Source organism: Streptomyces sp. NPDC058198 (assembly GCF_042882605.1).
In the GTDB taxonomy this organism is placed as follows: Bacteria; Actinomycetota; Actinomycetes; order Streptomycetales; family Streptomycetaceae; genus Streptomyces.
The window spans coordinates 676,922-702,209 of the sequence record NZ_JBHVVP010000001.1; the positions used below are offsets into that span (position 1 = coordinate 676,922).

The 25,288-nt window shown below is 65.6% G+C and carries 16 protein-coding genes; 12 read left to right on the plus strand and 4 right to left on the minus strand.

The genetic code is table 11. The annotated features are described in order from the left end of the window. Positions 1-86 precede the first annotated feature (86 nt). Genes ACFVWW_RS03045 through ACFVWW_RS03060 form a run of 4 tightly spaced genes read right to left on the minus strand, consistent with a single transcriptional unit; the run spans position 87 to position 4,818 of the window. Positions 87-1,100, minus strand: a complete 1,014-nt coding sequence (locus ACFVWW_RS03045) for an HAD-IIA family hydrolase (protein ID WP_386875567.1) — start codon at positions 1,098-1,100, stop codon at positions 87-89. Then, positions 1,093-2,373 (minus strand): MFS transporter, encoded by a 1,281-nt coding sequence (locus ACFVWW_RS03050; protein WP_386875569.1) that lies wholly within the window; start codon positions 2,371-2,373, stop codon positions 1,093-1,095. Before ACFVWW_RS03050 ends, ACFVWW_RS03045 begins: the two co-directional genes overlap by 8 nt. Next, positions 2,345-3,571, minus strand: a complete 1,227-nt coding sequence (locus ACFVWW_RS03055) for a hypothetical protein (RefSeq protein WP_389679135.1) — start codon at positions 3,569-3,571, stop codon at positions 2,345-2,347. Before ACFVWW_RS03055 ends, ACFVWW_RS03050 begins: the two co-directional genes overlap by 29 nt. 17 nt (positions 3,572-3,588) lie before the next feature. Beyond that, positions 3,589-4,818 carry an ATP-grasp domain-containing protein gene (locus ACFVWW_RS03060; protein ID WP_386875573.1) on the minus strand — a complete coding sequence of 410 codons (1,230 nt, stop codon included), beginning with the start codon at positions 4,816-4,818 and terminating at the stop codon, positions 3,589-3,591. A gap of 1,021 nt (positions 4,819-5,839) precedes the next feature. On the opposite strand from ACFVWW_RS03060, the gene ACFVWW_RS03065 reads away from it, so the two are divergent. The 12 genes from ACFVWW_RS03065 to ACFVWW_RS03120 all read left to right on the plus strand — a co-directional run bounded on the left by ACFVWW_RS03065 (position 5,840) and on the right by ACFVWW_RS03120 (position 25,282). Beyond that, positions 5,840-7,954: an amino acid adenylation domain-containing protein gene (locus ACFVWW_RS03065; RefSeq protein ID WP_386875575.1), complete on the plus strand. Its 2,115-nt coding sequence runs from the start codon at positions 5,840-5,842 to the stop codon at positions 7,952-7,954. A gap of 126 nt (positions 7,955-8,080) precedes the next feature. After that, entirely contained in the window at positions 8,081-9,613 is a 1,533-nt protein-coding gene (locus tag ACFVWW_RS03070) for an aminotransferase class I/II-fold pyridoxal phosphate-dependent enzyme (protein ID WP_386875577.1), read from the plus strand. Positions 9,614-9,669: 56 nt separating this feature from the next. Next, positions 9,670-13,683, plus strand: coding sequence for an amino acid adenylation domain-containing protein (locus tag ACFVWW_RS03075; protein WP_386875579.1), 4,014 nt, complete (start codon positions 9,670-9,672; stop codon positions 13,681-13,683). Beyond that, positions 13,670-14,503 carry a class II fructose-bisphosphate aldolase gene (locus ACFVWW_RS03080; RefSeq protein ID WP_386875581.1) on the plus strand — a complete coding sequence of 278 codons (834 nt, stop codon included), beginning with the start codon at positions 13,670-13,672 and terminating at the stop codon, positions 14,501-14,503. The genes ACFVWW_RS03075 and ACFVWW_RS03080 overlap by 14 nt, the downstream gene beginning before the upstream one ends. Continuing rightward, positions 14,503-15,333, plus strand: coding sequence for an HAD-IA family hydrolase (locus tag ACFVWW_RS03085; RefSeq protein WP_386875583.1), 831 nt, complete (start codon positions 14,503-14,505; stop codon positions 15,331-15,333). Before ACFVWW_RS03080 ends, ACFVWW_RS03085 begins: the two co-directional genes overlap by 1 nt. Positions 15,334-15,407: 74 nt before the next feature. Continuing rightward, positions 15,408-16,541: a hypothetical protein gene (locus ACFVWW_RS03090; RefSeq protein WP_386875585.1), complete on the plus strand. Its 1,134-nt coding sequence runs from the start codon at positions 15,408-15,410 to the stop codon at positions 16,539-16,541. Between the two features lie 70 nt (positions 16,542-16,611). After that, entirely contained in the window at positions 16,612-17,481 is an 870-nt protein-coding gene (locus ACFVWW_RS03095; RefSeq protein ID WP_386875587.1) for a TauD/TfdA dioxygenase family protein, read from the plus strand. 56 nt (positions 17,482-17,537) lie between these two features. After that, positions 17,538-18,863 carry a crotonyl-CoA carboxylase/reductase gene (gene ccrA / locus ACFVWW_RS03100; RefSeq protein WP_386875589.1) on the plus strand — a complete coding sequence of 442 codons (1,326 nt, stop codon included), beginning with the start codon at positions 17,538-17,540 and terminating at the stop codon, positions 18,861-18,863. Positions 18,864-18,938: 75 nt separating this feature from the next. Continuing rightward, positions 18,939-19,454: an FcoT family thioesterase gene (locus ACFVWW_RS03105; protein ID WP_389679140.1), complete on the plus strand. Its 516-nt coding sequence runs from the start codon at positions 18,939-18,941 to the stop codon at positions 19,452-19,454. 11 nt (positions 19,455-19,465) lie between these two features. After that, positions 19,466-19,783 carry an acyl carrier protein gene (locus ACFVWW_RS03110; RefSeq protein WP_386875593.1) on the plus strand — a complete coding sequence of 106 codons (318 nt, stop codon included), beginning with the start codon at positions 19,466-19,468 and terminating at the stop codon, positions 19,781-19,783. Beyond that, on the plus strand, positions 19,776-23,699 hold the full coding sequence (locus ACFVWW_RS03115; protein WP_386875595.1) for a type I polyketide synthase: 3,924 nt from the start codon (positions 19,776-19,778) through the stop codon (positions 23,697-23,699). The genes ACFVWW_RS03110 and ACFVWW_RS03115 overlap by 8 nt, the downstream gene beginning before the upstream one ends. After that, positions 23,696-25,282 carry a long-chain-fatty-acid--CoA ligase gene (locus ACFVWW_RS03120; protein WP_386875597.1) on the plus strand — a complete coding sequence of 529 codons (1,587 nt, stop codon included), beginning with the start codon at positions 23,696-23,698 and terminating at the stop codon, positions 25,280-25,282. Before ACFVWW_RS03115 ends, ACFVWW_RS03120 begins: the two co-directional genes overlap by 4 nt. Positions 25,283-25,288 lie beyond the last annotated feature (6 nt).

Here is a 25,288-nt window from a genome sequence, read left to right on the forward strand (position 1 = left end):
GAGGCTGCCGTTCCTGCACCCAAGGTCCTTCTGCTCAGTTCGCTTGCACGGACCGTGGCCGCTCGTCGAGAGGCTCGAACCGGATGTCACAGTCCAACGGCGGAAAGAGCCCGTCGGACATCCGGCGGTCGGACGCCGGACCAAGCTGCCACGCAGGTCGCCCGAAGTCCGTCGTACGGCTTGCCGTTGCCTTGCGTGATCAGCACACCATCTCGCACCATGGCGGACCATCCGCCGCAGAAGTAGGTGTCGCCTTCGCGGGTGACGGGCGTGTGGGCGGTGAGCAGACCGCGAAGGTCCCCGGCCACATAGCTGGGGCGGGCCTCGGCCGGTGCCGAGATCAGAGCCGTGGGATCTGTGGAGCCGGTGAACACCAGCAGACTGTCGATACCCGCTGCGCGCGCACCCTGGATATCAGTGTCCAGCCGGTCACCAATCATCAAGGGACGCGAGGCCTGGGTGCGCCGCAGAGTCTCCCTGAAGAGAGGAGGGGAGGGCTTCCCCGCCACAGTGGGGGAAATTCCGGTGGCCGACCGCACCACACCCACCAAAGTGCCGTTGCCGGGAGCCAGTCCACGGGGGGTGGGAACCGTCTGATCCGTGTTGGTGGCGATCCAGGGGACTCCACGGGCGACCGCATAGCTCACCTCGGCCAGGTCACGCCAATTGACGTCCGGGGAGTAGCCCTGCAGCACAGCATGCGGCTGATCGTCCGCGGAGTCGACCAGGCGCAGGCCGCACTCCATGACAGCCGTCCGGAGTCCCTCGCCGCCGACGACGAGGACGGGCGCGCCAGATCCGTATGTCTCGACCGCGAGACGGGCAGCTGCCTGAGCCGAGGTGACCACGCTCTCCTCGGAGGCCGGCATGCCGATGTCACTCAGATGCTTGGCCACAACATGCGGAGTGCGGGAGGCGTTGTTGGTGACGTACGCCAGTCTCATGCCCTGGTCCGCGGCGCGGAACAGCGACGGCGCCGCGTGTTCCACAGCGTGGGGCCCTACGTAGACCACCCCGTCGAGGTCCAGCAACGCGGTGTCGTACGTCCGGCAGAGCGGAACGGTAGAGCCGTCCGCGAGATTCCTCAGTGCCTCAGGCACGGCTTGCCTCCGCCTCGTCGGCCGTATCGGTGACGTGCTCGGCGCCGGCGGCCGGCGCGGTCTTCTCCGCTGGTGGAGCGGTCGGCTTTTTGAGCACGAGCGTCAGGACCACTGCCAAGACCCCGATGGCTACTGCCTGCGCGGCGCAGTAGGCCCAGAAGAGCTGGTCGCTGCTCTGAGAATCCGTGATCGATTCGTAGAGCCAGCCACCTGCGGAGGCGCTCGCGAAGGCGCCGATACCCGCGGCGAGACGCTGATTGCCGAACACAGAGGCTGGGTTGTCCGGGGCGTAACGCAGCGCCTCGAGTTCACTCTTGAGGAAGAGAACGACCTCGCCGAGGCTGATCAGCACCACTCCCAGGACGACGGCCGGCAGCCCTGCCTGGGCGATCAGAAGCAGACCTGCTCCGAAGGCCGTGAAGGAGAGGGCCGTGGCGGCCGGGTAGTTGAGGGCGTCGATCCACTGCGACATCAGCGGCTGGAGCACGATCACGAGCGCACCGTTGATGAGGAGAAGCAGGCCGAAGACCATCGGCGCGTACCGGCCGACGGCGTACACGCTCATGTAGTTCTGAAAGAACATGTAGATGTAGAACCCGAACGCGGCCGTGATGACGGGTGGGATGAAGAGCCCCTTCATGGTGCCGCCACGCTGTCGGCCGGCCCGTTCCCGCGACTCCCCCAAGTCCGCAGGCAGCGCGCGGATGTGGAGCAGTGTCACGGCCGCGAAGATACCGGTGGCGGTGACGAACACCACGATCGGCGCGTTCATGATGAAGAGTCCGGAGATCAGCGGGCCGAGGGCCATACCCCCATTGAGTGCCGAATTGTTCAGCGACAGGAAGAGCGGGCGTCGTTCCTCGTCGCAGTCCCGTACCACGTATGCCTTGTTCGCTGGCAGGTACAGGGCGACGCCGACGGACGACAGGAGCAGAGCGGGCACCGAGAGCGCCGGGACGGCGAACGCGGCCACGAAGAGCAGAAAGCTGCCCGTCCGGACGGTGAGCGCCAGGACCATGGTGCGCTTCAGGCCGAACCGGTCGGCCACGATGCCGCCGACCACGCCGCCCGACATCTGAACGAACGAGGCGACGGCGATGATGATGCCGACCGTTCCCATGTCCATCTTCAGGCGGTTGTGCAGGAAGAAGGACATGAACGGCATCACCATGAAGCCGCCCAGAGGAATGAGGAATGACGCTACGAGCAGGAGCCGGAAACTCGGGGGAAGCTGCCCGATCTTCCTAAAACTTCGGATGCCAGCGTCGGCCATCGGCGTACTCCACCCAGTAGTTCGTGCAGATCCTCTGTATCCGTGCCTGAGCTGTGTCGTGGTCCGGTGCCTCGAACCACACGGCCCCCTGCTGCGCCAGATCGACGTTGTCCACCACCGGCGTGAGTGCCTCGCCCGGGCGGATCTTGATCTGCGAAGCGAAAGCGCCCTCCACGTTCTCCAGAACACCGGGGTCGGCGACGCTCGTCACCTCGCCCGCGGGAGCGAGGAGCCGGAACATCACGCACACGGAAGTGGGGGCCGGCAAGTGAGGCACATCGACCTCATCGCTGATCAGGCTGGTGAGCGCTGTGTCGATCTGCTTGAAGCCGGTTGTCCTCTCGGCCATCTGATAGATGCGGCCGCCCCCGATCCGCGTCTGCGATTCGATGGGATAGGCCCGACCGTCGGAATCGATCATCAGCTCGGTGTGGGCGATGCCCCAATCGAGACCGACCGCGTCCAGCAACTTTATGGCTGAGCCGACCAGTTCGTCTCGGACCGCGTCGTTGAAGGGCGGTGGCGGAGGGACCATGATGTGGGTGGTGGCGGAGTTCCCCTGCCCGACCGTCTGCTCCAGCGAAAGTGCGATCACGTGGTGCCGGCCGGCAATGGTCAGTGATTCGACGCTGTAGACGGAATCGCTGTCGATGCGCTTCTCGGCCAGGAAGGAACCACCGTCGGCCCAAGGGGCCGCGATGATCAGTTCCTTGAGATCCCTCTCCGCTCTGAGGTGATACACCTCAGCACTGCCGGCTCCCATGATCGGCTTCACGATGACGTCAGGGCCGTGGTCGCGGTAGAACTCTTCCACGTCGTCGTGGGAGGAGACCTTGCACCAGGGGATCGCGAGACCGGGAGCGTCGTCGAGAGCCTTTCGCGTCCAGACCTTGTCACGCGTGATCGCGGTCGGCCACGGAGAAAGGCCCTTGATCCCCAGCGCGTCCCCGATGATCGCGGAGGTCTCGATCCCGTACTCGGTGAAGGACACCACACCTGCGTAAGGGCGTTCCTCGTGCAGACGCCTCGCGAGCGCGAGGCACAGGGCCGGCTGTCCCACCGGCACATCCTGGACGTGTTCGCATCGAGCGAGCACCTCCGCGTCGAGCCAGTAACCCGGCTCCGTCGGGCCGAAGTAGGTGACGTCGAATCCGCCGTCGACAGCCTTCTGGATGCAGTCCGTCCAACCGCCGATCATGAGGAGACGGGGCTTGCTCACTGGTCCTCCGACTTCACGTGCACGCCAAGCTTGCCCACTGCCGACATCACGTTGTGGAGCGCCAGTTCGGCGGTTGCGCCTGTCGCGAAGAGAACCGCCACTGCTCCGCGCTGGTCCGTTGTCGAAGGGACCGGGTCGCCGGGTCGCTTCAGCGGGTACAGCTTCGGCTCCCCCGGATGGTGGGCCAAGAGGTCCTCACCGGTGAAACGATCGAAAAGCCCGATCTCGTGCGCGTACACGAGCACCTGCGCGGCGCCGGACTGCGGTTGCAGCTGAGCGTCCATCAACGCCGGGCGCCGCCCCAGGGCCAGGTCGATGAAGGCGTCGTGAACGTTGATGCCGAGTGACTGGTGAATGGACTCCCCAATGAGCGCACCACCGAGACGCGGGTTGATCTCGACGATCTCGAAGCCGTCCGCGGTGATGATGAACTCACTGTGAGTGAAGCCTTCGCGATAGTCCACAGCGGCGAGGATGCTGCTGAGCCAGTCCGCGAGTTCCTTGGCCTCGGCCTCCGGAAAGGCGACGGGGAAGCTGACGGCATCCTCACGGAAATGGGGCTCCGGGGACAACGACCGGCTCGAGACGCCGAGAATGCGCGTCTCCCCGTCCCAGGACAGAGTCTCCGCGCTGTACAGCGGGCCCACGAAGTACGGCTCGGCGGTGAGGGCGCCCCCGCGCACTTCCTCCACCTGTCGGGCGGCGTCGAGGACGGAGGCCAAGTCGGCGGATGTCCTCACCAGCCATACGTTCTGACTCGAACTGCCCGCGACGTCCTTGACGACGCACGGGAAGGACAGCTTCCGCGTCAGCTCGTCATGAACGGCGGTGTGAGGATCGAACACCACGCTGGGGGCACGCGAGAAACCGTGGGCGTGGAGGTGGTTACGCAGACGGCCCTTGTCGCGCAGCAACGCGACCGCGGTCGCGCTCTGGCGAGGGAGGCCGAGTTCCTCCGCCGCCTCCAGGGCCGGCATGCTCCATAAGTCGGTCATGCGGATGATGCCCGCGAGCTCGGGGATCTCCCGCAGCACGGCCACGAGCTTCTCGACGTCCGACGTGTCGACGTCCGTGATCTTGACGCTCGCGCCGGATTCAGCCTCGAGCTCGTACCGGTAAAAGCTCCTGTCGGTCGTTAACAGATGGAGCTCATGACCGCGCGTGCGGGCGGCCTCGGCCAGATGGCCGAGGCCGAAATTAAGTGTCTCAATGACAGCGATAGCCATCGATAGTTACCTCCGTTGCGCGACAGGCGCTGAAGTCGTGCGGGCGTGAGATCTGGGGCGAATGGCCATCTCTGACTGCCGGCCCATCAGGGTGGACGACGGAGAGGGAAGTACCCCGGCCGGGGATGCAACACGGCGACGTTACATGACAGTTGCACATGACTCAACGCGTTTTCTGTGACCCGTCGATGTAGTTGCATATCGTATGCAGGAGCTCCGGTTGAGCAGAAGCGATATGCCCCGCGTCACGGATGAGATGCGGCGCGGAATGAGTGTCAACGGATGGCATCTTTACCTTCTCGTTACCATCTGACGCTTGGTCAGTTTGATTTCCGGATGGCAGGGTGGCTCGGGTTGGCGTCGTGGACCGAGCCGTGACTCATACCCCAACCCCCCATAGGTACGGATCCGATGGTCCGTCGTAGCTGGTGTGCGAGCGACTCGTTCCCCCAGGTGGGAGTGGGCGTCGATGTGGCGGTGCACTGCTGGGCGCACCCCGTCGGGCCGAGAATCCCCGAGTCTCCGTACTGTTCACGATTCAACTGATCGCGCCGGGCGGCCCTGGATCGGGCCTGCCCAGCCTTAGAAATGAGGTCTTCTGATGATTGGTCGGCAACGCGACGAGGGCGGCCTCAATGGCCGCCTGATTCCGACGGAGAGCGATGAGATGACACTGGAAGACTTGCAGCGGAGGATCACGGAAGTGCCGCCTTTTGAGCTGCCTCTTCCCCGGCATCACTTAGCCACCACACAGGCCTCGGGCGTGTCCCGGTGTAGTGCTTTGCCGGCCTCTCTGGCATTGCGGATCGAATCCTTACGTGCGGAACGCGGCATTCCATCTGTAGTAGTTCTTCTGGCATCTTTCACCGCCCTCTTACACCGTTACACCGGCACAGACACCATCTGTCTCGCCACGCGGCTGCGGAGTACGCAAGAAAAGCGGAATCATCCCGCACCACTTTGGTCCGTGGCGCGCGGCCCCAGCTCTTTTGCGGACCACCTCCAGGCGACCGCACAAGCTTTGACCGAAACCGAGAGCATTCCCGACACCGCGGACGTCGCGATGCTCCTCACCTCGGAGCGAGTGACCTGCTCATTTGGTTCGCCGCCTCCTGCGGCTTTCGGCGACGGCCGCCTGGATGTCGCGCTGGAGCCGGTCGCGCCGGCACCGGGAACGAACGAACCCCCTGGGTGGACCCTTCATTGGTCCTGCGACGACACCGTGATCAGTGCGACCGCCTTCGAACGCCTGATCGCCCACTACGACGTCTTGCTTACGTCGGCGCTCTCGGACCCGGACATCCCGCTCCGCGAGCTGCCGATGCTGACCGCCGTGGAAATGCGGCAGCTTTCCGCGTGGACGGCGACCGAGGTGGAGCGTCCCGGGCACACGGTGATCGATCTGCTCGCGCGGTGCGCGACTCACCACCCCAACAGCGAGGCCGTGACAGGCCCCAACGGCGCCCTCACCTACGGTGAATTACAGGATCGCGTGACCCAGCTGGCAGGCCGGCTGCGCGCCGCTGGACTGACGAGCGGCGCCCGGGTCGGCGTCCTGATGGAACGTTCGCCCGGCCTCTATATCGCGATGCTGGCGGTGATGAAAGCTGGCGCGGCCTACCTGCCGCTCGATCCCGACCATCCCCACCAGCGCATAGCCACGGTGCTCGACGACTCGTCGGCTTCCATGGTGCTGACGGACGTGGACCGGGGTGCCGCCTTCGACGGAAGCCCTGCCAGGGTCGTGCGCGTCAGCAGTGGGGGAATCGCCGAACTCCCTGATGCAGAAACTCTGGTATGGGCGGAGCCCACTGCGGAGGATCTCGCCTACGTCATCTACACATCCGGAACGACGGGGCATCCCAAGGGCGTGGAGATTCCTCACAAGGCGCTGACCAACCTGGTTCTGCATTTCGACAGCGAGCTGGCACTTGGCGAAGGCGACACCGTTGGCGGCGTCACCACTGTTGCCTTCGACATGTCCGTGCTCGAACTCTTCCTGCCGCTCGTGCGCGGTGCCCGACTGGCCATCCTGCCTCGTGCCACAGTCACCGATGGCTTCGCGTTGCGCGACGCGCTGCGTAAGTACGACCTTTCCTTCATGCAGGCCACCCCCATGACCTGGCGGATGCTGATCGACGCGGGATGGGAGGGCAGCAGTCGCCTCACCGCGGTATGCGGCGGAGAGACGACACCACCGGATCTGGCCGAGCAACTCCGGGCACGGGTCGGCGCGGCGTGGAACCTCTACGGGCCGAGCGAAACCACCGTCTGGTCGACCGGCCACCGGATCAAGGACACGTCCGGTCCCATTCCGGTCGGTCGCCCGATCACCAATACGATCCTCCGTGTCCTGGACGAGCATGGCCAACTGGTGCCCATCGGTGTGTCCGGGGAGCTCTACATCGGCGGTGCCGGTGTCGCCCGCGGCTATCTGGGTCGTCCTGAGCTCACGGAAGAACGCTTCGTCGACGATCCACACAGCGGCCGGCACCAGGTGCTCTACCGCACCGGCGACCTGGCCCGGTGGTCGGAGGACGGAGAACTGGAGTTCTTGGGCCGGATCGACCGGCAGGTAAAGATCCGGGGATACCGGATCGAACTCGAAGAGATCGAAGCTGTCCTCAACCGTCTTCCGGGCGTGCGGCACGGTGTGGTTGACGTATGCGAGAACACCGCCGGGCAGCAACAGCTGATCGGCTATGTGGTACCGGACTCCCGGACCGAGCCCAAGCCGCAGGAGATCACGGCCGCCCTGAGCGAGGTTCTGCCTGACTACATGGTCCCCCGGCCCATTATCACCCTGCCCGAATTGCCGCTGTCGGCGAACGGGAAGATCCTTCGGGACCGGCTCCCGTCTCCCCAGCACGGCGGCAGGACGGCGCCTCAACCTCCCTCGTACGGCAGTGAACTGGAAGAACGGCTGGCCGGGATCTGGGCGCAGGTCCTCGTTGTCGACGCGGTGTTTCCCGAGGACGACTTCTTCGACCTAGGCGGAACGTCGCTCCTTGCCCAGCGTGTAGCGGCACGGGTCCAGGCCGAGTTGAACGTACGGCTCAGGCTGTCCGCGCTGATGAAGCACTCGACCGTGCCCGCACTCGCCGCGTCTCTTCAGGAGCACGTCAGCCTCGGTTGATCCGGGTCACCTGTCATACGCCACACGGGGCGAAGAAGCCTGCCCCATGCCCATCGCCGCTCTGGATGCGCCGCCTCCCCCACCGACGCGTCCAGAGCGGCCCCTCACGAACTTGCTGGGAGAGTCATGTCCATAGCCAGCCATGCCCAAGGGGGCTCGGGTCCTGTTTGGGACGCGATCGGCAACTTCCGACGCGGTCGCGATGCCATTTCCGGGCTGGACGACAACGGAATGCAGGCCGGCGCGAGCTGGTTCGATCCCGATGTCATCTCGCTGGCGCACGGCGAGGGGATCCGCAGGCCACATCCGTCGGTGGTGGCGTCCGGCGTCGCGGCGCTCCTCGATTCCACGAACCATTCCTTGGACAACTACCTGTACCTACGACGGGCCGACGCGTTCGAAGACGCGCTCGTCGAGCTGTTCAAGAGCCAGGGAATTCCCGGCGAGATTGCAGGCAACCTGGGGGTGGACAGCGGGGTCACCCGGCTCTTCTTCGGCTTCTTCCACGCGGTTGCCGAGCCGGGCGATGTGTTCCTCACAGCGCAGTCCTACTACCAGGGCATCAACATGTGGTGCGACATGGCCAAGGTCCAGTTGGAGAGTGTCGAAACCGCCGCCGACCAGGACCACAAGCTGACCCGGGCCGCGCTGGAGCGCTGGTACGAGCGCTGCGTCGACACAGGCCGGGTGCGAAGGCCCCGCGGCATCATCCTGTTCAACCCGAGCTACACCGGGGCCCTCTACGACGCCGACGAACTGGCCGCGCTGGGCGAGTTCGCCGTCGAGCAGGATCTCGTCGTGCTTGAGGACGCCATTTTCTGCCGGACGGAGTTCCCCGGGAACCGGTCCATCAGGCTGGCGTCGTTGCCCGGCATGGCCGACCGGGTCGTCACCGTGGACGGCGGTTCCAAGGCCTACGGTCTGGCAAACATCCGTATTGGATGGGCCTGCGGCCCCAGCGACATCATGGAACGGATCAACTACCACACGATGGTCTCCTCAATGACCATCACGTCCCAGGCCAAGGCGATGGCTCTGGCGGCGTTGCGGGCCCCCGCCGAGTACCTGGAGGGCAACGCCCAAGAGTGCATGGCACGGGCGGCACTCGTCACAGAGCTGGTGGAGTCGGTCAACGAGGAAGTCTCCTTCGCCGTCGGATTCGCCCCCCGCATCCCCTTCTTGCGCGTGGCGCATCAGCCGAAAGCCGGGCACTCCATCCTGCTCGACGGCAACGGGATGCGCGGACTGAGCCTGCCGGACGGAAGCCTCATCCACGACAGCACGGATGTGACGCGATACTTCCTCAAGGAAGAGAAGGTGTGCTTCTCGCCGGCGATCTCCAACGGCTTCACCGATTGCACCCTGCGGGTGTCCTACGGCTGCCTGGGTTCTGAGCACACCTACGCCCATCCACAACGCGCCGAGACCAAGGCCGCAGCGCGGGCCGTCCTCCGCCACGCGGATCCGCTCGCCTCTGAGACGGATCTCGACTCCCGCCTGCGGCAAGCCGGCATCGACCTCGACTGGTCCTGCCCGGACGGTGTGAATGACGGGTTCGCCACCGGCCGCAGCCTGATCCGCGAAGCGTTTCTGCACCGTATCGCCCCGGCCGCCGTGCGCCTGGCGCTAGCCAACAAGGAAGCCATCGACGCCCGCTGAGTGTCGAATTCCCGACACGTTAGCTCCGCACCATCGAAGGCAGTGAGAGATCCGGTATGACAGCCCAAGACACGTGGACCCCAGCCCAACGATCCTCGGACACGGCACGCACTCCCCTTCAGCCCACGCCGCTGCAGGAGGCATACCTCGTCGGCCAGAGCGATTACTTCGAGCTCGGTAACGTCAACGCCCACCTCTACGAAGAGTTCGAGATCATCGATCTCGACATCGCCCTTGCCACCAGCAGCCTTCACACCCTCATTGAGCGACACGACGTCCTGCGGCTGGTGGCGAGTGCTGACGGTCAGCTGCACGTCCTCGACCAGGTACCGGACTACGAGATCCCCGTTGTTGACGCGACGGCCTGGGACGCGGAAAAGGTCGAGGAGGAACTCGCGCTCTCCCGGGACCGGTTTGCCCGCCACGGACCCCCCACGGACTGCTGGCCGCTGTTCGAAACCCTCTGCTATCGGTTGTCCGGAGGCAGGTACCACCTCTTCGTGAGTGCGAGCCTGCTCATGCTCGACGTCCATACCGAGGGACTACTGCTGTCGGAGTTTCTGCGGCTGTACCGCTCGCCGAGCGCGGCCCTGCCCCGCACATCGCTGACCTACCACGAATACAGCAGGGCGATGCGGAGTGAGACCGCCGCGGAGGAGGCCGAGGCGTGGTGTTACTGGAAGGAACGCCTGGCCGATCTCCCGCCCGCTCCCGAGTTGCCCGTACGGCAGATCGACACACGGGCCGGTGGGGCCGCCTTCACCCGTCGGCGGTATCGCATGGAGGCCGACCAGTGGCGGCAACTGAAGGACCGTGCCGCCGCGGCCAAGCTGACGCCCACCAGCGTGCTGTGCGCCGCCTACGCGCAAGTGCTCTCCCAGTGGAGCAAGCAGCGACACTTCACCCTCAACGTGCTCGCCTCCCGACGTCTGCCTCTCCATGAGGAGGTGTCCCGCCTGGGCGGCAATTTCGGCACCACGATTCCTCTGGCCGTCGACTGCCGCGAAAACGACTCGTTCACCGACCGAGCACGTGCCGTGCAGACGCTTCTGTGGGACCACGTCGAATTCGCGAGCGTCAGCGCCATCGACATCTCACGCGAGGCCGCTCGTCTGCGTGGCTGGAACAGCCAGTCGGCGTTGCCGATCGTCTTCGCCAGTGGGCTGGAGATGGACATGGCGGAGGCCGACAACCCGCCCTTCCAGGTGCGAGAGATCAGCGGTGCGCTGCAGACTCCGCAGGTCCATCTCGACCACCAGGTCTACGAGTTCACCGGCGCGCTGATCAGCAACTGGGACGCCGTGGAAGACCTGTTCCCGGAGAGCATGCTGGACGAGATCCTCGATGCGTACCATGTCCTCCTTCACAGGCTCGCGAACGACGACGCCGCATGGACCGAACCGGTCGACAGCCTCTTGGCCGCTCGCCACATGCCCGATCTTCTGCCAGTGCCGGCCGACGACTGCCAGGGAATTCTCCACACGCCGTTCCTCGAACGGGCCGCCCGACACCCGGATCGGGACGCAGTGGTCGCCTCCGACCGGACGGTCAGTTACGGAGAGCTGGCACAGTGGTCCGCAGTCGTTGCCGAACAGCTCCGCAGCACAGGAGTGGGTTCCGGCAGCCTTGTCCCTGTCGTCATGGACAAGGGGTGGGAGCAGATCGTTGCGGTGCTGGGCATCGTCCGATCCGGTGCCGCCTACCTGCCCATCGACGCGGCCCTCCCCGCAGCTCGCATCGAATACCTCATCGAGCAGGCCAACTGCAGCCTCGCCCTTACGCAGCCCTGGGTCGAAGAGCGGCCGAGCTGGCCCGACGGCATCGAACGCCTTGTGATCGACGGGCGGCTGGCTGAGCGAAAACCCGATGACTGGCTGGCCCCCGGCCCAGCCATCCCGCAGAGCCTGGCCTACGTCATCTACACCTCCGGCTCCACAGGGTTGCCCAAAGGCGTGGCCATCGAGCATGCCTCAGCGATGAACACAGTCGACGATGTCAACGAGCGCTTCGCCATCACAGCACAGGACAAAGTGCTCGCCCTGTCTTCGCTGAGCTTCGATCTTTCGGTCTACGACGTATTCGGTCTGCTCGCTGTGGGTGGCGCGCTTGTCATCCCTTCCGCCGACCGGATGCGCGACCCAGGGCACTGGCTGGACCTGGTCCGCGAGAAAAACGTCACCGTGTGGAACTCGGTGCCGGCGCTGATGGACATGCTCACCAAGTACGCCGCGTCGGCATCCAGCGGATCCTCGAACCTGCGACTGGTCATGATGAGCGGGGATTGGATTCCCGTCACCCTGCCCGAGCGGATACGCCACCAGTTCGATGTGACCGAGGTCGTCAGCCTGGGCGGGGCAACGGAGGCATCGATCTGGTCGATCCTCTACCCCATCGGGGACGTCGACCCGAGCTGGCGGAGCGTTCCGTACGGCGCGGCGATGGAGCGCCAGCGCGTCTACGTTCTGGACGACTCACTGGAGCCTCGGCGCACATGGGCCGTCGGCGAGCTGTACATCGGCGGCGTGGGCGTCGGCCTTGGTTACTGGCGGGATAGGGAACGCACGGAACAGCACTTCGTCAATCACCCCAGGACGGGTGCGAAGCTCTACCGCACTGGAGACCTGGGCCGCTATCTCCCGGACGGGAACATCGAGTTCCTTGGCAGGGAGGACGGCCAGGTCAAGGTGCAGGGTTACCGCATCGAACTGGGCGAAATCGAGTCCGCCCTTCAGCGGAACTCTGCCGTCCAGGACGCCGTGGTCTCCGCTCACAAGACTGCCAATGGCAACATCCTGGTCGCCTACATCGTGGGCATGGAACAGGAGCTGGACGTCGCGGCACTACGCGTGGACCTCGGCACGCAGCTCCCTTCCTACATGGTTCCCACGCGTGTGGTCGTGCTCGACCGGCTCCCGCTGACGGGGAACGGCAAGGTGGACCGCGGTGCGCTGCCGGACCCCGACGTCCTGCAGGAGAGCAACCGTTCCGACGCCGTGAAGCCGCGGGACCATGTCGAACGCACTCTGGTGGGCATCTGGGAAGAGGTTCTCGAGACGACCGGCATCACCGTCGCGGACAACTTCTTCGACATCGGGGGAAACTCCTTCGCCGCGATGCGTGTCAGCGCCGCCATCCGCCGTGACTTCGATGTGGACCTTCCGCTGTCCGCGTTGTTCCAGGGAGCCACGGTCGAAAGGCTGGCCCCTCTCGTACGGGACGGCGGGGCCACGGCTTCAGGTGAGTGCTCCCTACTCGTACCGATCCAGCCCGAGGGCAGCCGTCCTCCCTTCTACTGCGTCCACCCAGTGGGCGGCAACGTGGTGTGCTACAGCCCCTTGGCCCGGCTCCTCGGGGCCGACCAGCCCGTCTTCGGGCTGGAGTCGGCAGGACTGTCCGACGCCGACGCGACCGACCAATCGGTGGAAGAGATCGCGGCCTCGTACGTGAGAGCCGTCCTCGACCACAGCGCCGGCGGGCCATTCTCCATCGGCGGATGGTCCATGGGCGGTGTCATTGCCTTCGAGATGGCACGCCAGCTGGCCGGCGCCGGACATCCACCGGCCGAAGTGGTCCTGATCGACAGTCCGTATCCGTCGCCCGACGATGACGCCCCGCTGCGCAAGGCCGACCTCGCCGTGCGCTTCCTGACCGACTTCCGGTCCGGTGTGGCACCGACCGAGGAAGAGCGGACACGGCTCGCTCAGTGCCAGGACGACGCCCCCGCGCGGGATGTGGTGCGGCTGATGGTGCGGTCCGGCGGATTGCCGACGGACACCGACGAGCGGCAAGTGGCCAGGCTGTTCGAGGTCTTCGAGGCCAACACCGCCGCGCTCGCCCGACACACCGCGGGCTCGTACAACGGCCTCGTCCGCGAACTACGGGCTGCCCGTGGCGTCAGCAGCGAGCACGGCACGGACTTCTCGCCCTGGCCTGCGGACGCCGCGGAAGCCACCGTGCGGGTCTTCGACGGCGATCACTACTCGATCGTGCGCGAGCCGCATGTCGCGGACGTGGCGGAGGAACTGTCTCAGATCCTGAACGGCTCGGGGAGTGGCGATGTCGCTCACTGAACTTCTGCGTCCCGCCCTGTCGGAGGGCTATGCGGTCCCCGCCTTCAACGTCGTCGACGGCGCGATGCTGGCAGGAGTGATCGACGCGGCACACAGGGTGCAGTCGCCGGTCATCGTCCAGGTGTCCGAGCGCATCGCCCGGGCGCTGGGGCCGGAGCACTTCAAGGCCGCGTTCGATCAGTTGGTGGGCGAGACCGAGGCCTCGGCGGTCCTGCATCTCGACCACTGCGGAGATCCGGTGTTCGCCGAGAAGTGCCTGGCGGCGGGGTGGGATTCCGCGCTCTACGATGCCTCCGATCTCCCGTACGAGGAGGCTCTGCGGACCACCATGGAGGTGGTACGAACCGCCGAGCGGTACGGTGCTGAGATCGAGGGGGAGTTCGAGCGTATCGGCCGGGCGAACCTGGCCGACGTGGTGGTGGCTCGCCCCGTCTCCGACTCCGTCGAGTTCATACGCAGAACCGGAGTCGCCTGCTTCAGTCCGGCGGTCGGGACCTTGCACGGTCGTTACGTGGCAGCCCCGAGACTTCAGCCGGAGCGCGTCGACGAGATAGTTCGGGCCTGCGGCGTTCCGCAGGTGCTCCACGGAGCCACCGGCCTCGATGACGCCACGCTTCAGGACTTCGTCGGCCGGGGCATCGCGAAGATCAACTTCTCCACGGTGCTGAAGGGTGTGCACACCGACGCCGTCCGCAGCCACGCGGCCGAACCCGGGCGCGAACTGGAGCCGCTCAACCTCTTCCTGGACATCCGCACGCGGGTGACCAAGGTGGTCGAGCACTACATGACCGTGCTGCGCAGCCACGGCAGGACCTCCTGATGCCGGCGTTGATCTTCGACTGCGACGGTGTCCTCATCGACACGGAGCAGGGCGGGCATCTGCGCGCTTTCAACGAAATGTGGCAGGACTTCGAGGTTCCCTGGCAGTGGTCTCCCGAGCAGTACGCCACGAAGCTGCGGATCTCCGGTGGAAAGGAGCGACTCCACAGCCTCAGGTACGACCCCGCGTTTCGTGCCGTCTGGGAGGTGCCCGCCTCTCCGGTGGTCTGGGACCGCACGGTCACGGCATGGCATCGTCGGAAGACGGAGATCTTCCTGGAGATCGTCCGAGGCGGCGAGGTGGCACCCCGACCTGGTGTCCGCCGCCTGGCCGAAGAGGCGGCACAGGCCGGATGGGGGCTGGCCATCGCGTCGGCCAGTGCGGCACAGTCCGTTCAGGCCGTACTCGATCACGTCATGGGAGCCGAACTCGCGCGGCGCTTCCATGTCCTGAGCGGTGAGTCCGTCGCGGCAAAGAAGCCTGCTCCCGACGTCTACGAGCTCGCCGCGCGCGCTGTCTGCCAGAAGCCGTCGGAGTGCGTGGTCGTGGAGGACAGCCGGAACGGTCTCGCAGCCGCACGGGCCGCCGGGATGACCTGCCTGATCACCCCCACGGCGCTCTCCGCCACGCAGGACTTCTCCGGGGCAGTGCTCGTCATCAGCTGCCTCGGCGAACCGTCCACCGGACAGGGACGGGTCCTGGCCAATCCGCGCGCCGTGCCAGTGGCCGACCACGTGAACCTCGGGCATCTGGGGCAACTCCTGGGGCACGCCCCAGCGGACTCACCGCACCGCCTTGCCGCGTACGCCGGACCCAGACGGCAGAGCTGAACTCCGGAGAGATCGAAGTCCGCCGGTTCGTTACCACCACTCTTCGCAATCAAAAACAACGGGAGATACCGAAAATGCCGCAGCAAACCGTCATGATCGTGGGCCTGGGAAACATGGGAGGCCACGTCCTCGACATGCTGCTCCGCAGGCCCGAAAGCCCCCGCGTCATCGTTGCCGGCCGCGATGCCGAGCACCTTGAGCGGCGAGCGAACCTCTCCGTACTCGCGGCTACGCACCTCGGCTATGAGCCGAACGTCGACACCGCCGTCCTGGACGTCCACGACATCGACCGCACCGCCGAGACCCTGGCACGCCTACGGCCGGACATCATCCTCAGCACGGTCAGCCTTCAGGCCTGGTGGGTGGTGACGGAGCTCCCGGCGCCGATTCTCGACGATCTGAACCAGGCCGAGATCGGTCCCTGGCTGCCCATGCAGCTCACCCTCATCTACAAGCTCATGCAGGCGGTTCGGGCTTCCGGCATCGACACCAAGGTGGCGAACGCCGCACTGCCGGACGCGACCCACAGGATCTTGGACTCCGCGGGTCTCGCCCCGACCGTCGGCATCGGAAACGTCGCCAACGCCATCCCCGCGCTGCGCCGTGCCGCCGCTGAGGTGCTCGGCGAGCCACTCTCGCAGGTGACAGTCCGGCTAGTCGCCGAGCACTTCGCCACGACGCGCCTGCCCCGAAAGGGGCACGCCGATGGCGCCCCGTTCCACTTCTCCGTCTACCGCGACGGCACCGATGTGACAGGCACGGTCGACGTGGACCGGGTCCTCAAGACGGCCGCGAGCCGCTACCCACGCACCGGCGGAAAGGTGGGCGTGATGCTCACCGCCGCATCCGCTGTCACCGTGCTCGACGCACTGATGAGTGAGGACGAGGTTCTCGTTCACACGCCTGGTCCGTTGAGCCTGATCGGGGGCTATCCGGCCTGGGTCAGCAGCACCAAAGTCTCTCTCGCCCTGCCCGACGGCCTGGGCGTGGAGGAGGCCAAGCGCATCAACGCCGGAGGCCTCGTCTATGAAGGCATCGATGAGATCGGTGAAGACGGCTCGGTCCGCTACGGCGAAAAGCACATGGCCGTGATGAAGCGGACCCTTGGCTACGAGTGCTCCACGATGCGCCTGGAAGACACCGAGGCCCAGGCCACCGAGATCGCCGCCCGCTACGCGGAACTCGTCCAGCGCGTCCGCACCGCCTGACACCGGTGACCGGACCGCTGCCCACGGGGTGAGTGCGCGGTGGCCAAGCATCAACTCAAGGAGCAGGCAGATGGAGATAACACCTCAGGCCGGCGGGAAGTTCGGTGTGACGGTTGAGGGATTCGACGCACTCACCTCGCCCGATGCGGATGTCGAGGCCGTCAAGCAGGTGGTCTACACCCAGAAGATCGCTGTTCTGAAGGATCAGAAGCTCGCTCCTCAGGACTTCGTGGCTCTTGGGCGTCGCTTCGGTGAGCCCGAGGTGTACTACCAGCCGATGTACCACCACCCCGAGGTCAAGGAAATCTTCGTATCCTCGAACGTGCCGCAGGACGGGGAACGGGTCGGTGTGCCCCAGACCGGGAAGTTCTGGCACTCCGATTATTCGTTCATGCCGCGGCCCTTCTCCCTCACCTTCATCTATCCGCAGGTGGTGCCCAAGAAGAACCGGGGCACCTACTTCATCGACATGGGGCGCGCCTACGCGAACCTTCCGGAGCGCTTGAAGGCTGTGGTGGCGGGCACCAGGGCGCGGCACAGCGCCAGTCGGTACTTCAAGATCCGCCCGACGGATGTCTTCCGTCCCATCGGAGAGGTACTGGCCGAGATCCGGAAGGAGAGTCCGGACGTCTTCCACCCCACAGTGGTCACCCACCCGGTGACGGGCGAAGAGATCCTCTACATCAGCGAGGCCCTCGCGCATGAGCTGCTGGACGAGACCGGTGCGCCGCTGGACGACACCATCCTGCGGGAACTGTTCGAAGTCACCGGCCAGCACGACCTGACGTTCACGCACGAGAACATCCATCTGCAGACCTTCGAAGAGGGCGACCTGCTGATCTGGGACAACCGCAGCCTGATCCACCGGGCCCTGCACACCGGCGAGCCGGAGCCAGCGGTGTCCTTCAGGGTCACCGTCATGGACAGCTACCGGTGGTGAACCACCCGCCCCAGGCACGCGACGACACGCCCGCTGTCGGGCAGAGAGGGAACTCCATGGATGCCCTGGCCGAGGCCGTCGTAGCAGGGGCAGCGCCCGCAGTGCTTCAGCGGGAAGCTGTCCCCGCCTACTACACAGCGGCGCACCTTCGCGCAGCCGACATCGGGATGTTCGACGGGTGCGAGGACGCGGACGTCCGGCGGTCGCTGCGTGTCGGCAGCGTTCCGATGCCGAGCCTCGCGCCCGACGAGGTGCTCGTGGCCGTGATGGCGAGCTCGATCAACTACAACACCGTGTGGTCGGCGATGTTCCAGCCGATGCCGACCTTCAACTTCCTGAAGCGGTACGGCAAGCAGGGCGGGGATGCCCTGCGCCATGACCAGCCCCACCACGTCGTCGGATCGGACGGGGCGGGCGTGGTCGTCAGGGTGGGTGCTGCCGTTCGCCGCTGGAGGATCGGCGACCACGTGGTCGTCTCCTGCATTCAAGTGGACGACCACGAGCCGGCGACCCATGCGGACAGTGTGCTGGGAGCCGAGCAGCGCGCCTGGGGGTACGAGACGAACTTCGGAGGCCTTGCCCACTACGCGGTGGTCAAGGCGAGCCAGCTCATTACCAAGCCGGGGCATCTGACCTGGGAGGAGTCGGCGAGCAACATGCTGACCGCCACCACCTCGTACCGGATGCTCATCGGTGACAAGGGAGCCCGGATCAAGCTAGGCGACATCGTCCTCATCTGGGGAGCCACGGGCGGCTTGGGGGCGTTCGCCGTCCAGCTTGTGAAGCAGGCCGGCGGCATTCCCATCGGTGTGGTCAGTTCCGCGGCGAAGGAACGGGCGCTGTCGGCTCTCGGCTGTGATGTCGCCATCAACCGCGCGGAAATCGGCCTCACCGATGACGCCACACCCGAGCAGACGATCGAGCAGGGCAAGCGCCTCGGCCGGATTATCCGGCAGAAGGTCGGCGAGGACCCCCACGTCGCTTTCGACTATGTAGGGAAAGCAACCTTCGGTATCTCTGTGTTCGTCGTACGCCGCGGCGGAACGGTCGTGACCTGTGGATCCAGCACGGGGTTCCAGCATACGTACGACAACCGCTATCTCTGGATGAACTCGAAGCGCATTCTGGGAAGCCACGCGGCAAACCTCAACGAGCAGGCCGAGTGTGCGCGCCTGTTCAGCCTTGGGAAGATCTCGCCGGTGGTCTCTGCCGTATATCCGCTGGATGAAGTAGGTGAGGCTGCTCGACTGGTTCAGAACAATGAGCACATGGGAAAGGTCGGCGTGCTCTGCATGGCACCCAAAGAAGGAATGGGAATCACCGACCAGGAGCTGAGGGACAGCATCGGCGAGGCGCGAATGAATCCGTTCAGGGCCGTCTGAATCAGGAGCGTATAACCACCGGGGGGAGGGCAAAAGGATATGACGATCCATCGGGTTCCGTCCACGGGTACTACGGTGCTGTACACCGACCAGACGCTGCTGGACGGCGTGCTGGAGCCGTACAAGGAGAACTGCCGGTATCTGAAGACGGCGAGGGTGGAGCGGGGCGTAGTGGAGGACGCTGCCCTAGCTGCCCACTGCACCTTCGAAATTCCGGAGTCCTGCTATATAGCGGACACCGGACATTTCAACTCGGTGGAGTTCAACATCTGCTACAACCAGATGGCCTACTACCTCATCGCCAAATCCGTCGAGGCATCGCTCGTCGAGCCGTTCGTCTCCTGGCACATGGAGGACTACTGGGAGCGTCAACTCCCGAACATCCTCATAGCTGACTTCCGGAGCAAGTTCCGCAGCCCAATGCGGAGTTCTTCCTTCTCTGGAACGCTGCAGTTCGTCAAGGTTACGCAGCGAAGCGGCGATCGGCCTTTGGTCCTCATCGACACCGTCTGTCGATATGCCGATGCTGCGGGCGGTCGCGCCGAAGGTGCCGTCAAGCTGGTCATCACCAACCCTCCGCCACGTCCCTGAAGAGGTTTGCCATGCCTTTCTCCCCCGAAGACGAGCAGCGAGTACATTCCCTGCCGAAGGCTGAGAGAGAAATCATCCTGGAAAGGATCGTGCTGCGGGAGTTCAGAGTCCAGCTGCTCATGGAGGATTCTGACGAGCTTTCTGTGGATGAGAACTACTTCGACCTGGGACTCAGCTCTCTGCAGCTCACCGAGGTGAAGGAGCATCTGGAGCAGGGCTTCGGATGCGAGGTAGACACCACCGTCCTGTTCAGCAACCCCACCATCTCGCAGCTCTTGGAGCATCTCGATGAACTCATCACCCGCAGCGCGGGAGCCGACCGTGGATGAGACATACCGCAATGCCCCCATAGCGATCGTGGGGATGGGCCTCCGCTTCCCCGGGAGCAACACCACGCCGCGGGAGTTCGCGAAGTTCATGAGGGAAGGCCGCTCCGGTATCACGGAGCTGCCGGCAGGCCGGCTCCGTCAAGGAGTTCCCGACGATGTGCAAACGGACGCCGGCTACCTGGACACCCTGAAGGGGTTCGACGCGGGCTTCTTCAACATCTCGCCCAGAGAGGCGGCCTTCGTCGACCCGCAGCACCGGCTGACGCTGGAAACCGCGTGGGAAGCCCTGGAGGACGCGGGGATCGACCCGACGTCGCTTCGCCACGGGGATACCGGCGTGTACGTCGCTGTGACCGGCATGGACTACGCCATGGAGATAGCCCGGCTCCGAACGGACCAGGTCGAGCTGTACGCGGGCACCGGCATGTTCCACTGCGGTGCCTCGGGCCGAGTGTCGTACTTTCTGGGCCTCCGCGGTCCGAGCATGAGTGTCGACGGTGCCTGCGCGTCGTCCCTCGTGGCCGTGCACCTGGCGGTTCAGGGGCTGCGCATGGGCGAATGCGGCGTTGCCCTGTGCGGCGCTGCGAACACCATCAGCGATCCGGCGTACCCGGTGATGGCCAGCCGGTCCGGAGTACTGGCGGGTGACGCCCGGTGCAAGACCTTCGACGACGCGGGCGACGGCTACGTCCGCGGCGAGGGCGTTGCCATGATCGCGCTCAAGCGACTCGATGACGCGCGGCAAGCCGGCGACAGGATCCTCGCCGTCATCCGCGGATCGGCTGTACGGCAGGACGGAGAGAGCGCCGCCCTGATGGCGCCGAACGGCAAGGCCCAGGCGCTGCTCATGCGGGCCGCGCTCAAGAACGCGGGACTTACGGCCGCCGACATCCAGTACGTAGAAGCCCACGGGACCGGCACGGCCCTGGGTGACCCGATCGAGATCAGTGGTATCACCGAGGTCTTCTCCGGATCCCACTCCGCCCAGAACCCGGTGATCGTAGGGTCCGTCAAAACGAACATCGGTCACCTGGAATCGACCGCCGGGATGGCGGGCCTCATCAAGACCGTCTTGCAGCTCCAGGACGGCACGATCTACCCCCACCTCAACTACACGACCCCGTCTCGCAAAATCCCCTGGGACAGCACGCCGGTGAAGGTCCCTGTCGAGTTGACGCCGTGGGCGAGCGGCACTCGTCGCGCGCTCGTCAATTCCTTTGGGGCCACGGGAACCATCGCTTCCGTCGTGCTGGAGGAGGCGGGCGCCGAAGCCGGCCACGACACCGGCAGCGGCAGCGGCAGCGGCAGCGGTGACACCGACACCTCCGCCGTCTTCACACTGTCGGCCAAGAACGCGACCTCCCTGCGGCGGCAGCTCGACGCCTACGCGGAGTTCACGACCGACATGGCCGACCGTGACCTGGCGGACATCTGCTACACGTCCAACGTCGCTCGTGCGCATCATGCCTGGCGTGTTTCCGCGTCCGTGACGAGCGCGGCGGAGCTCACCAAGTTCATCGAGCGCCAGCGGACCCAGGTCGATCGGCTGCGCTCGACCGCCGGAAGGAAGAATGTCGCCCTGATGTTCTCCGGCGGTGGCTCGCAGTACGACGGGATGGGCCGGTCGCTCTACCAGAGGTTCCCGGTCTTCACACAGCACATCGACCAATGCGGCGATCTCTTCGCCCCCCTCGTTGGCCACTCGCTCAGAGAAGAGTTCCTCGGGGACGTCGACGCAAGGTCGATACCAACCGGCGCGGGTGTTCTGACGGCGCGACTCTTCTCGCTGCAATACGCCCTCGCCAAACTGTGGCTCTCGGTGGGCGTGAGGCCCGCTGCCCTGATCGGCCACAGCCTCGGAGAGATCGTCGCAGCGGCGGTCGCCGGCATTTTCACCCTGGAAGACGCAGTGCGGCTGGTGGCTTTCCGCGGAGAGCTCCTGGACAAGACCTCCGCAGGCTCCATGGCGGCCGTCGAAGCCTCCCGTGACGAGGTGGAAGGCATCCTGGAAAGCTACTCTGACGCCTCCCTCGGAGCAGTCAACGGTCTCAACCAGTGCGTTATCTCCGGCGGCAGCGACTCCGTCGCCGAGATCGTGACGTTACTCGAGACCCGGGGAACCAAGGTCAAGCACCTGCGGGTTCCGGTCGCCTCGCATTCCCCCCTGATGGACGAGATCGCCGACACCTACCGTGCTGAGCTGGAGAAGATCCAGTTCGGCGATCCGGAGTTCGCCATCGCTTCCACGGTCCTGGGCGAAATGGCACAGCCGGGCGACATGACCACTCCGGACTACTGGATGCGCCACCTCCGTGACACCGTGAACTTCGCCGGGGCGATGCGCGCCATCGAGGACCGGGGACGGCATGTATTCCTCGAAGTCGGTCCCGGAGCGGAACTCATCGGTATGGGAAGAGAGTGCACTGGCGACACAGGCCATCTGTGGCTCGGCAGCATGCACAGAAGCGACCCGTCCGGGAACACGATGCAGCTCTCGGTCTCTCGCCTGTACAGCGCCGGCCTGCCCATCGACTGGAGGGCCTGGCACTACGGAGTCCGCGGCACGCGAGTGCCCCTTCCTCTCTACGCGTTCGACCGGAAGCCGTACTGGCTCCCGACACCCGACACACACATCGGCCTCGACCCGTCGGACCAGTTCCACCCTCTCCTCGGTGCCGAGATCTCGGATGAGGCGGATCGGGCTGCCGGAGCCAGAACCTTCGAGTCCAGCATCTCGTCCTCACGGCCCTCCTACCTCGCCGAACACGATCTCAACGGAACTCCGGTCTTCCCGGGCACCGGCTTCATCGAGATGCTGCTGGCGGTCCAGGACGCGCTGTTCGGAGAGACGACCCGGCCGATCGAGGGACTCAGGTTCCACGAACCGCTCTTTCTCTCCGAGGATTCCGTGGCCTTGCACACCCGTGTGCACCAGGAGTCGGGTTCCCCCCTCAGCGTGGAGATCATCAGTCGGCTCGGTTCCGCGGAACACGCGGTGGACCGTCTGCATGTGAGCGCGCGGATAGGTTCCGGGGCTCAGAGCATGATGCGGACTGGCTCGCGCACGACAGCCGACCGACTGCGTTCCAGACCCGCCCCGGCGGAGGTGGCCGAACTGTGCCTGACGACGGCGGACTTGAGCGCGTACTTCCGGCAACACGGCGCGGGCTACGGACCTACCTTCCGGACCCTGCGGCAGGCGACAAGGTATGCGAGCGCGACCGTCGTCGGCGAGATCGAGGGGCGCCGGGCCGTGCCCACGGACGTCTTGCACCCGGCCCTGCTGGCTGGCGCACTCCAGAGTGCCGCGGGTCTCTTCAAGGACCGTCTCGCGGACGACGTCGCGTTCGTCGCGTCGGGTGCCGACGGGGCCCAGCTCTTCCGCAAGCCCCGTGGCCGGTCCCTGCGCAGCGTCCTGCGAGTGGTGCATAGCGAAGAGGAGCACGTCACCGCGGATCTCGCCCTCTTCGACGAGGACGAGACCACCGTGTTCTGCATGACCGGCCTCTCGTTCCAGCGAGTGTCGACAGGGCGTCCCGTCCTCGGGGCCGGGACATCCGCCGGCCGAGCCCGGGGCGGGGATGAGCGCTCCGGCGAGTCCGGGACGTTCGATCTGAGCAAGTGGAACGAACTACCCGATGAACAGCGTCGGAAATCAGCGAGCGCCTTCCTCCTGGCACGCGTAGCGGACCTCCTCCACTTCCAGGACCCCGGTGACATCCCCGACGGAGCCTCGTTCTTCGAATTGGGCATGGACTCACTTATCACCGTGAGGCTCAAGAGCGCGGTGGAGGACGCGTTTCGCATTCCTCTGGAAGTCCGGGCCGTCTTCGAGAACCCCACCGTGGACGCCTTGGCCGAAGTACTGGTCGCGAGGGCGTCAGCCCGGCACGTTGAAGAATCGAGCGTGAGATGACCGATACCGGCGAAGCACGGCAGCCGCTCAAGACCCTGGGGGAAACGGCCCGGAGGAATGCCACACGGTTCCCGGAGAAGGAAGCCGTCGTCTGCGACGGCCGCTCCTTGACCTACGGTCAGCTGGATGCCGAGAGCGATCGCACAGCCTGTGCCCTCGGAGTGGCAGGCCTCGGCAAAGGGGCGCGGGTCGCCTACCTGGGCAAGGAATCGGAAAGTTACTACGATGTCCTGTTCGGTTGCGCGAAGGCCGGCGCCGTTCTCGTACCGATCAACTGGCGACTCACCGCGGCGGAGATCAGGCACATCCTCAGCGACTCCACCGCACAACTGATCTTCGTGGAGCAGGAGTTCCTCGCGACGGTGCAACACATCACGGGCCCTCTCCCCGCACTCCGCCACACAGTCGTCCTGGACGGTCCCGGCGGCCCCGGAGCGGGGTTCGAGAGATGGAAGGCCCGGAACGCGGGCGTGCTCGAGACCGTGGTGACCGAGACCAGCGATCCCATCGTCCAGATCTACACCAGCGGCACAACGGGCCTGCCGAAAGGTGTGGTCCTTGCCCACCGCAGCTTCTTCGCGGTTCGCGACATGCTGGAACACGGCGGCCTGGACTGGATCGATTGGAGGAGCGACGACAAGAGCCTGATCGGTGTGCCCGGCTTCCACATCGGTGGGCTGTGGTGGGCCGTGCAAGGACTCAACGCTGGCGTCACGAACATTGCCGTGAGTACCTTCGTCAGCGGCGAGGCACTCCGGTTGATACGCGACCTGCGCGTCACCACCACATGCATGGTTCCGGCCATGCTCCACATGCTGACTTCCGAGCCGAGCGCCTCACCCGAAGCGTTCCGTACCCTGCGCAAGGTGGTTTACGGAGGATCTCCGATCTCCGAACCGCTGCTCGAACGCTGTCGTACCCTCATGAACTGCGACTTCGCTCAGATCTACGGCCTGACGGAGACAGGCAACACCGCCGTCTGTCTGCCCCCGGAAGCGCACACCAGAGGCGGCGGCCTCCTCAAGGCCGCCGGGCGTCCGTACCCCGGGGTCGACATTGCCGTGCTCGACGAGCGGGGTGCGGAATTGAAAGCCGGCGCGGTCGGGGAGATCTGCGTCAGAACTCCCGCGCGCATGGTGGAGTACTGGGGCCTGTCCAGCGCGACGGCGGAGACCCTCAGGAACGGCTGGGTCCACACCGGAGACGCCGGATACGTGGACGACGAGGGGTACGTCTACATCTGCGATCGCATCAAGGACGTCGTCATCGTGGCCGGTGAGAATGTCTATCCGGCGGAAGTCGAGAAAGCGATCGAACAACTCCCCGCCGTCGCCGAGGCCGCTGTCATCGGCATTCCGGATGAGCGGTGGGGCGAGCGTCTCCACGCGGTCGTCGTCCTCAGGGACGGCGAAACAGCCACCCGTCGTGAACTCGCCCTCGACCTGCACGGCTCCCTGGCCACCTTCAAGATCCCCACCAGCTGGGATTTCGCCGGCCACCTGCCGCGTAACCCCAGCGGCAAGATTCTGAGGCGCCGTTTGCGCGATCGCTTCTGGAACGGCCGGGAGAGGAAGGTCGGCTGAATGCCC

Excerpts from the sequence above, each read along its gene's own strand:
- ACFVWW_RS03070 (WP_386875577.1), top strand. The coding sequence starts at position 8,081 with ATGTCCATAGCCAGCCATGCCCAAGGGGGCTCGGGTCCTGTTTGGGAC.
- ACFVWW_RS03080 (WP_386875581.1), top strand. The coding sequence starts at position 13,670 with ATGTCGCTCACTGAACTTCTGCGTCCCGCCCTGTCGGAGGGCTATGCG.
- ACFVWW_RS03075 (WP_386875579.1), top strand. The coding sequence starts at position 9,670 with ATGACAGCCCAAGACACGTGGACCCCAGCCCAACGATCCTCGGACACG.
- ccrA (WP_386875589.1), top strand. The coding sequence starts at position 17,538 with ATGGATGCCCTGGCCGAGGCCGTCGTAGCAGGGGCAGCGCCCGCAGTG.
- ACFVWW_RS03120 (WP_386875597.1), top strand. The coding sequence starts at position 23,696 with ATGACCGATACCGGCGAAGCACGGCAGCCGCTCAAGACCCTGGGGGAA.
- ACFVWW_RS03060 (WP_386875573.1), bottom strand. The coding sequence starts at position 4,818 with ATGGCTATCGCTGTCATTGAGACACTTAATTTCGGCCTCGGCCATCTG.
- ACFVWW_RS03055 (WP_389679135.1), bottom strand. The coding sequence starts at position 3,571 with ATGATCGGCGGTTGGACGGACTGCATCCAGAAGGCTGTCGACGGCGGA.
- ACFVWW_RS03095 (WP_386875587.1), top strand. The coding sequence starts at position 16,612 with ATGGAGATAACACCTCAGGCCGGCGGGAAGTTCGGTGTGACGGTTGAG.
- ACFVWW_RS03050 (WP_386875569.1), bottom strand. The coding sequence starts at position 2,373 with ATGGCCGACGCTGGCATCCGAAGTTTTAGGAAGATCGGGCAGCTTCCC.
- ACFVWW_RS03110 (WP_386875593.1), top strand. The coding sequence starts at position 19,466 with ATGCCTTTCTCCCCCGAAGACGAGCAGCGAGTACATTCCCTGCCGAAG.
- ACFVWW_RS03085 (WP_386875583.1), top strand. The coding sequence starts at position 14,503 with ATGCCGGCGTTGATCTTCGACTGCGACGGTGTCCTCATCGACACGGAG.
- ACFVWW_RS03090 (WP_386875585.1), top strand. The coding sequence starts at position 15,408 with ATGCCGCAGCAAACCGTCATGATCGTGGGCCTGGGAAACATGGGAGGC.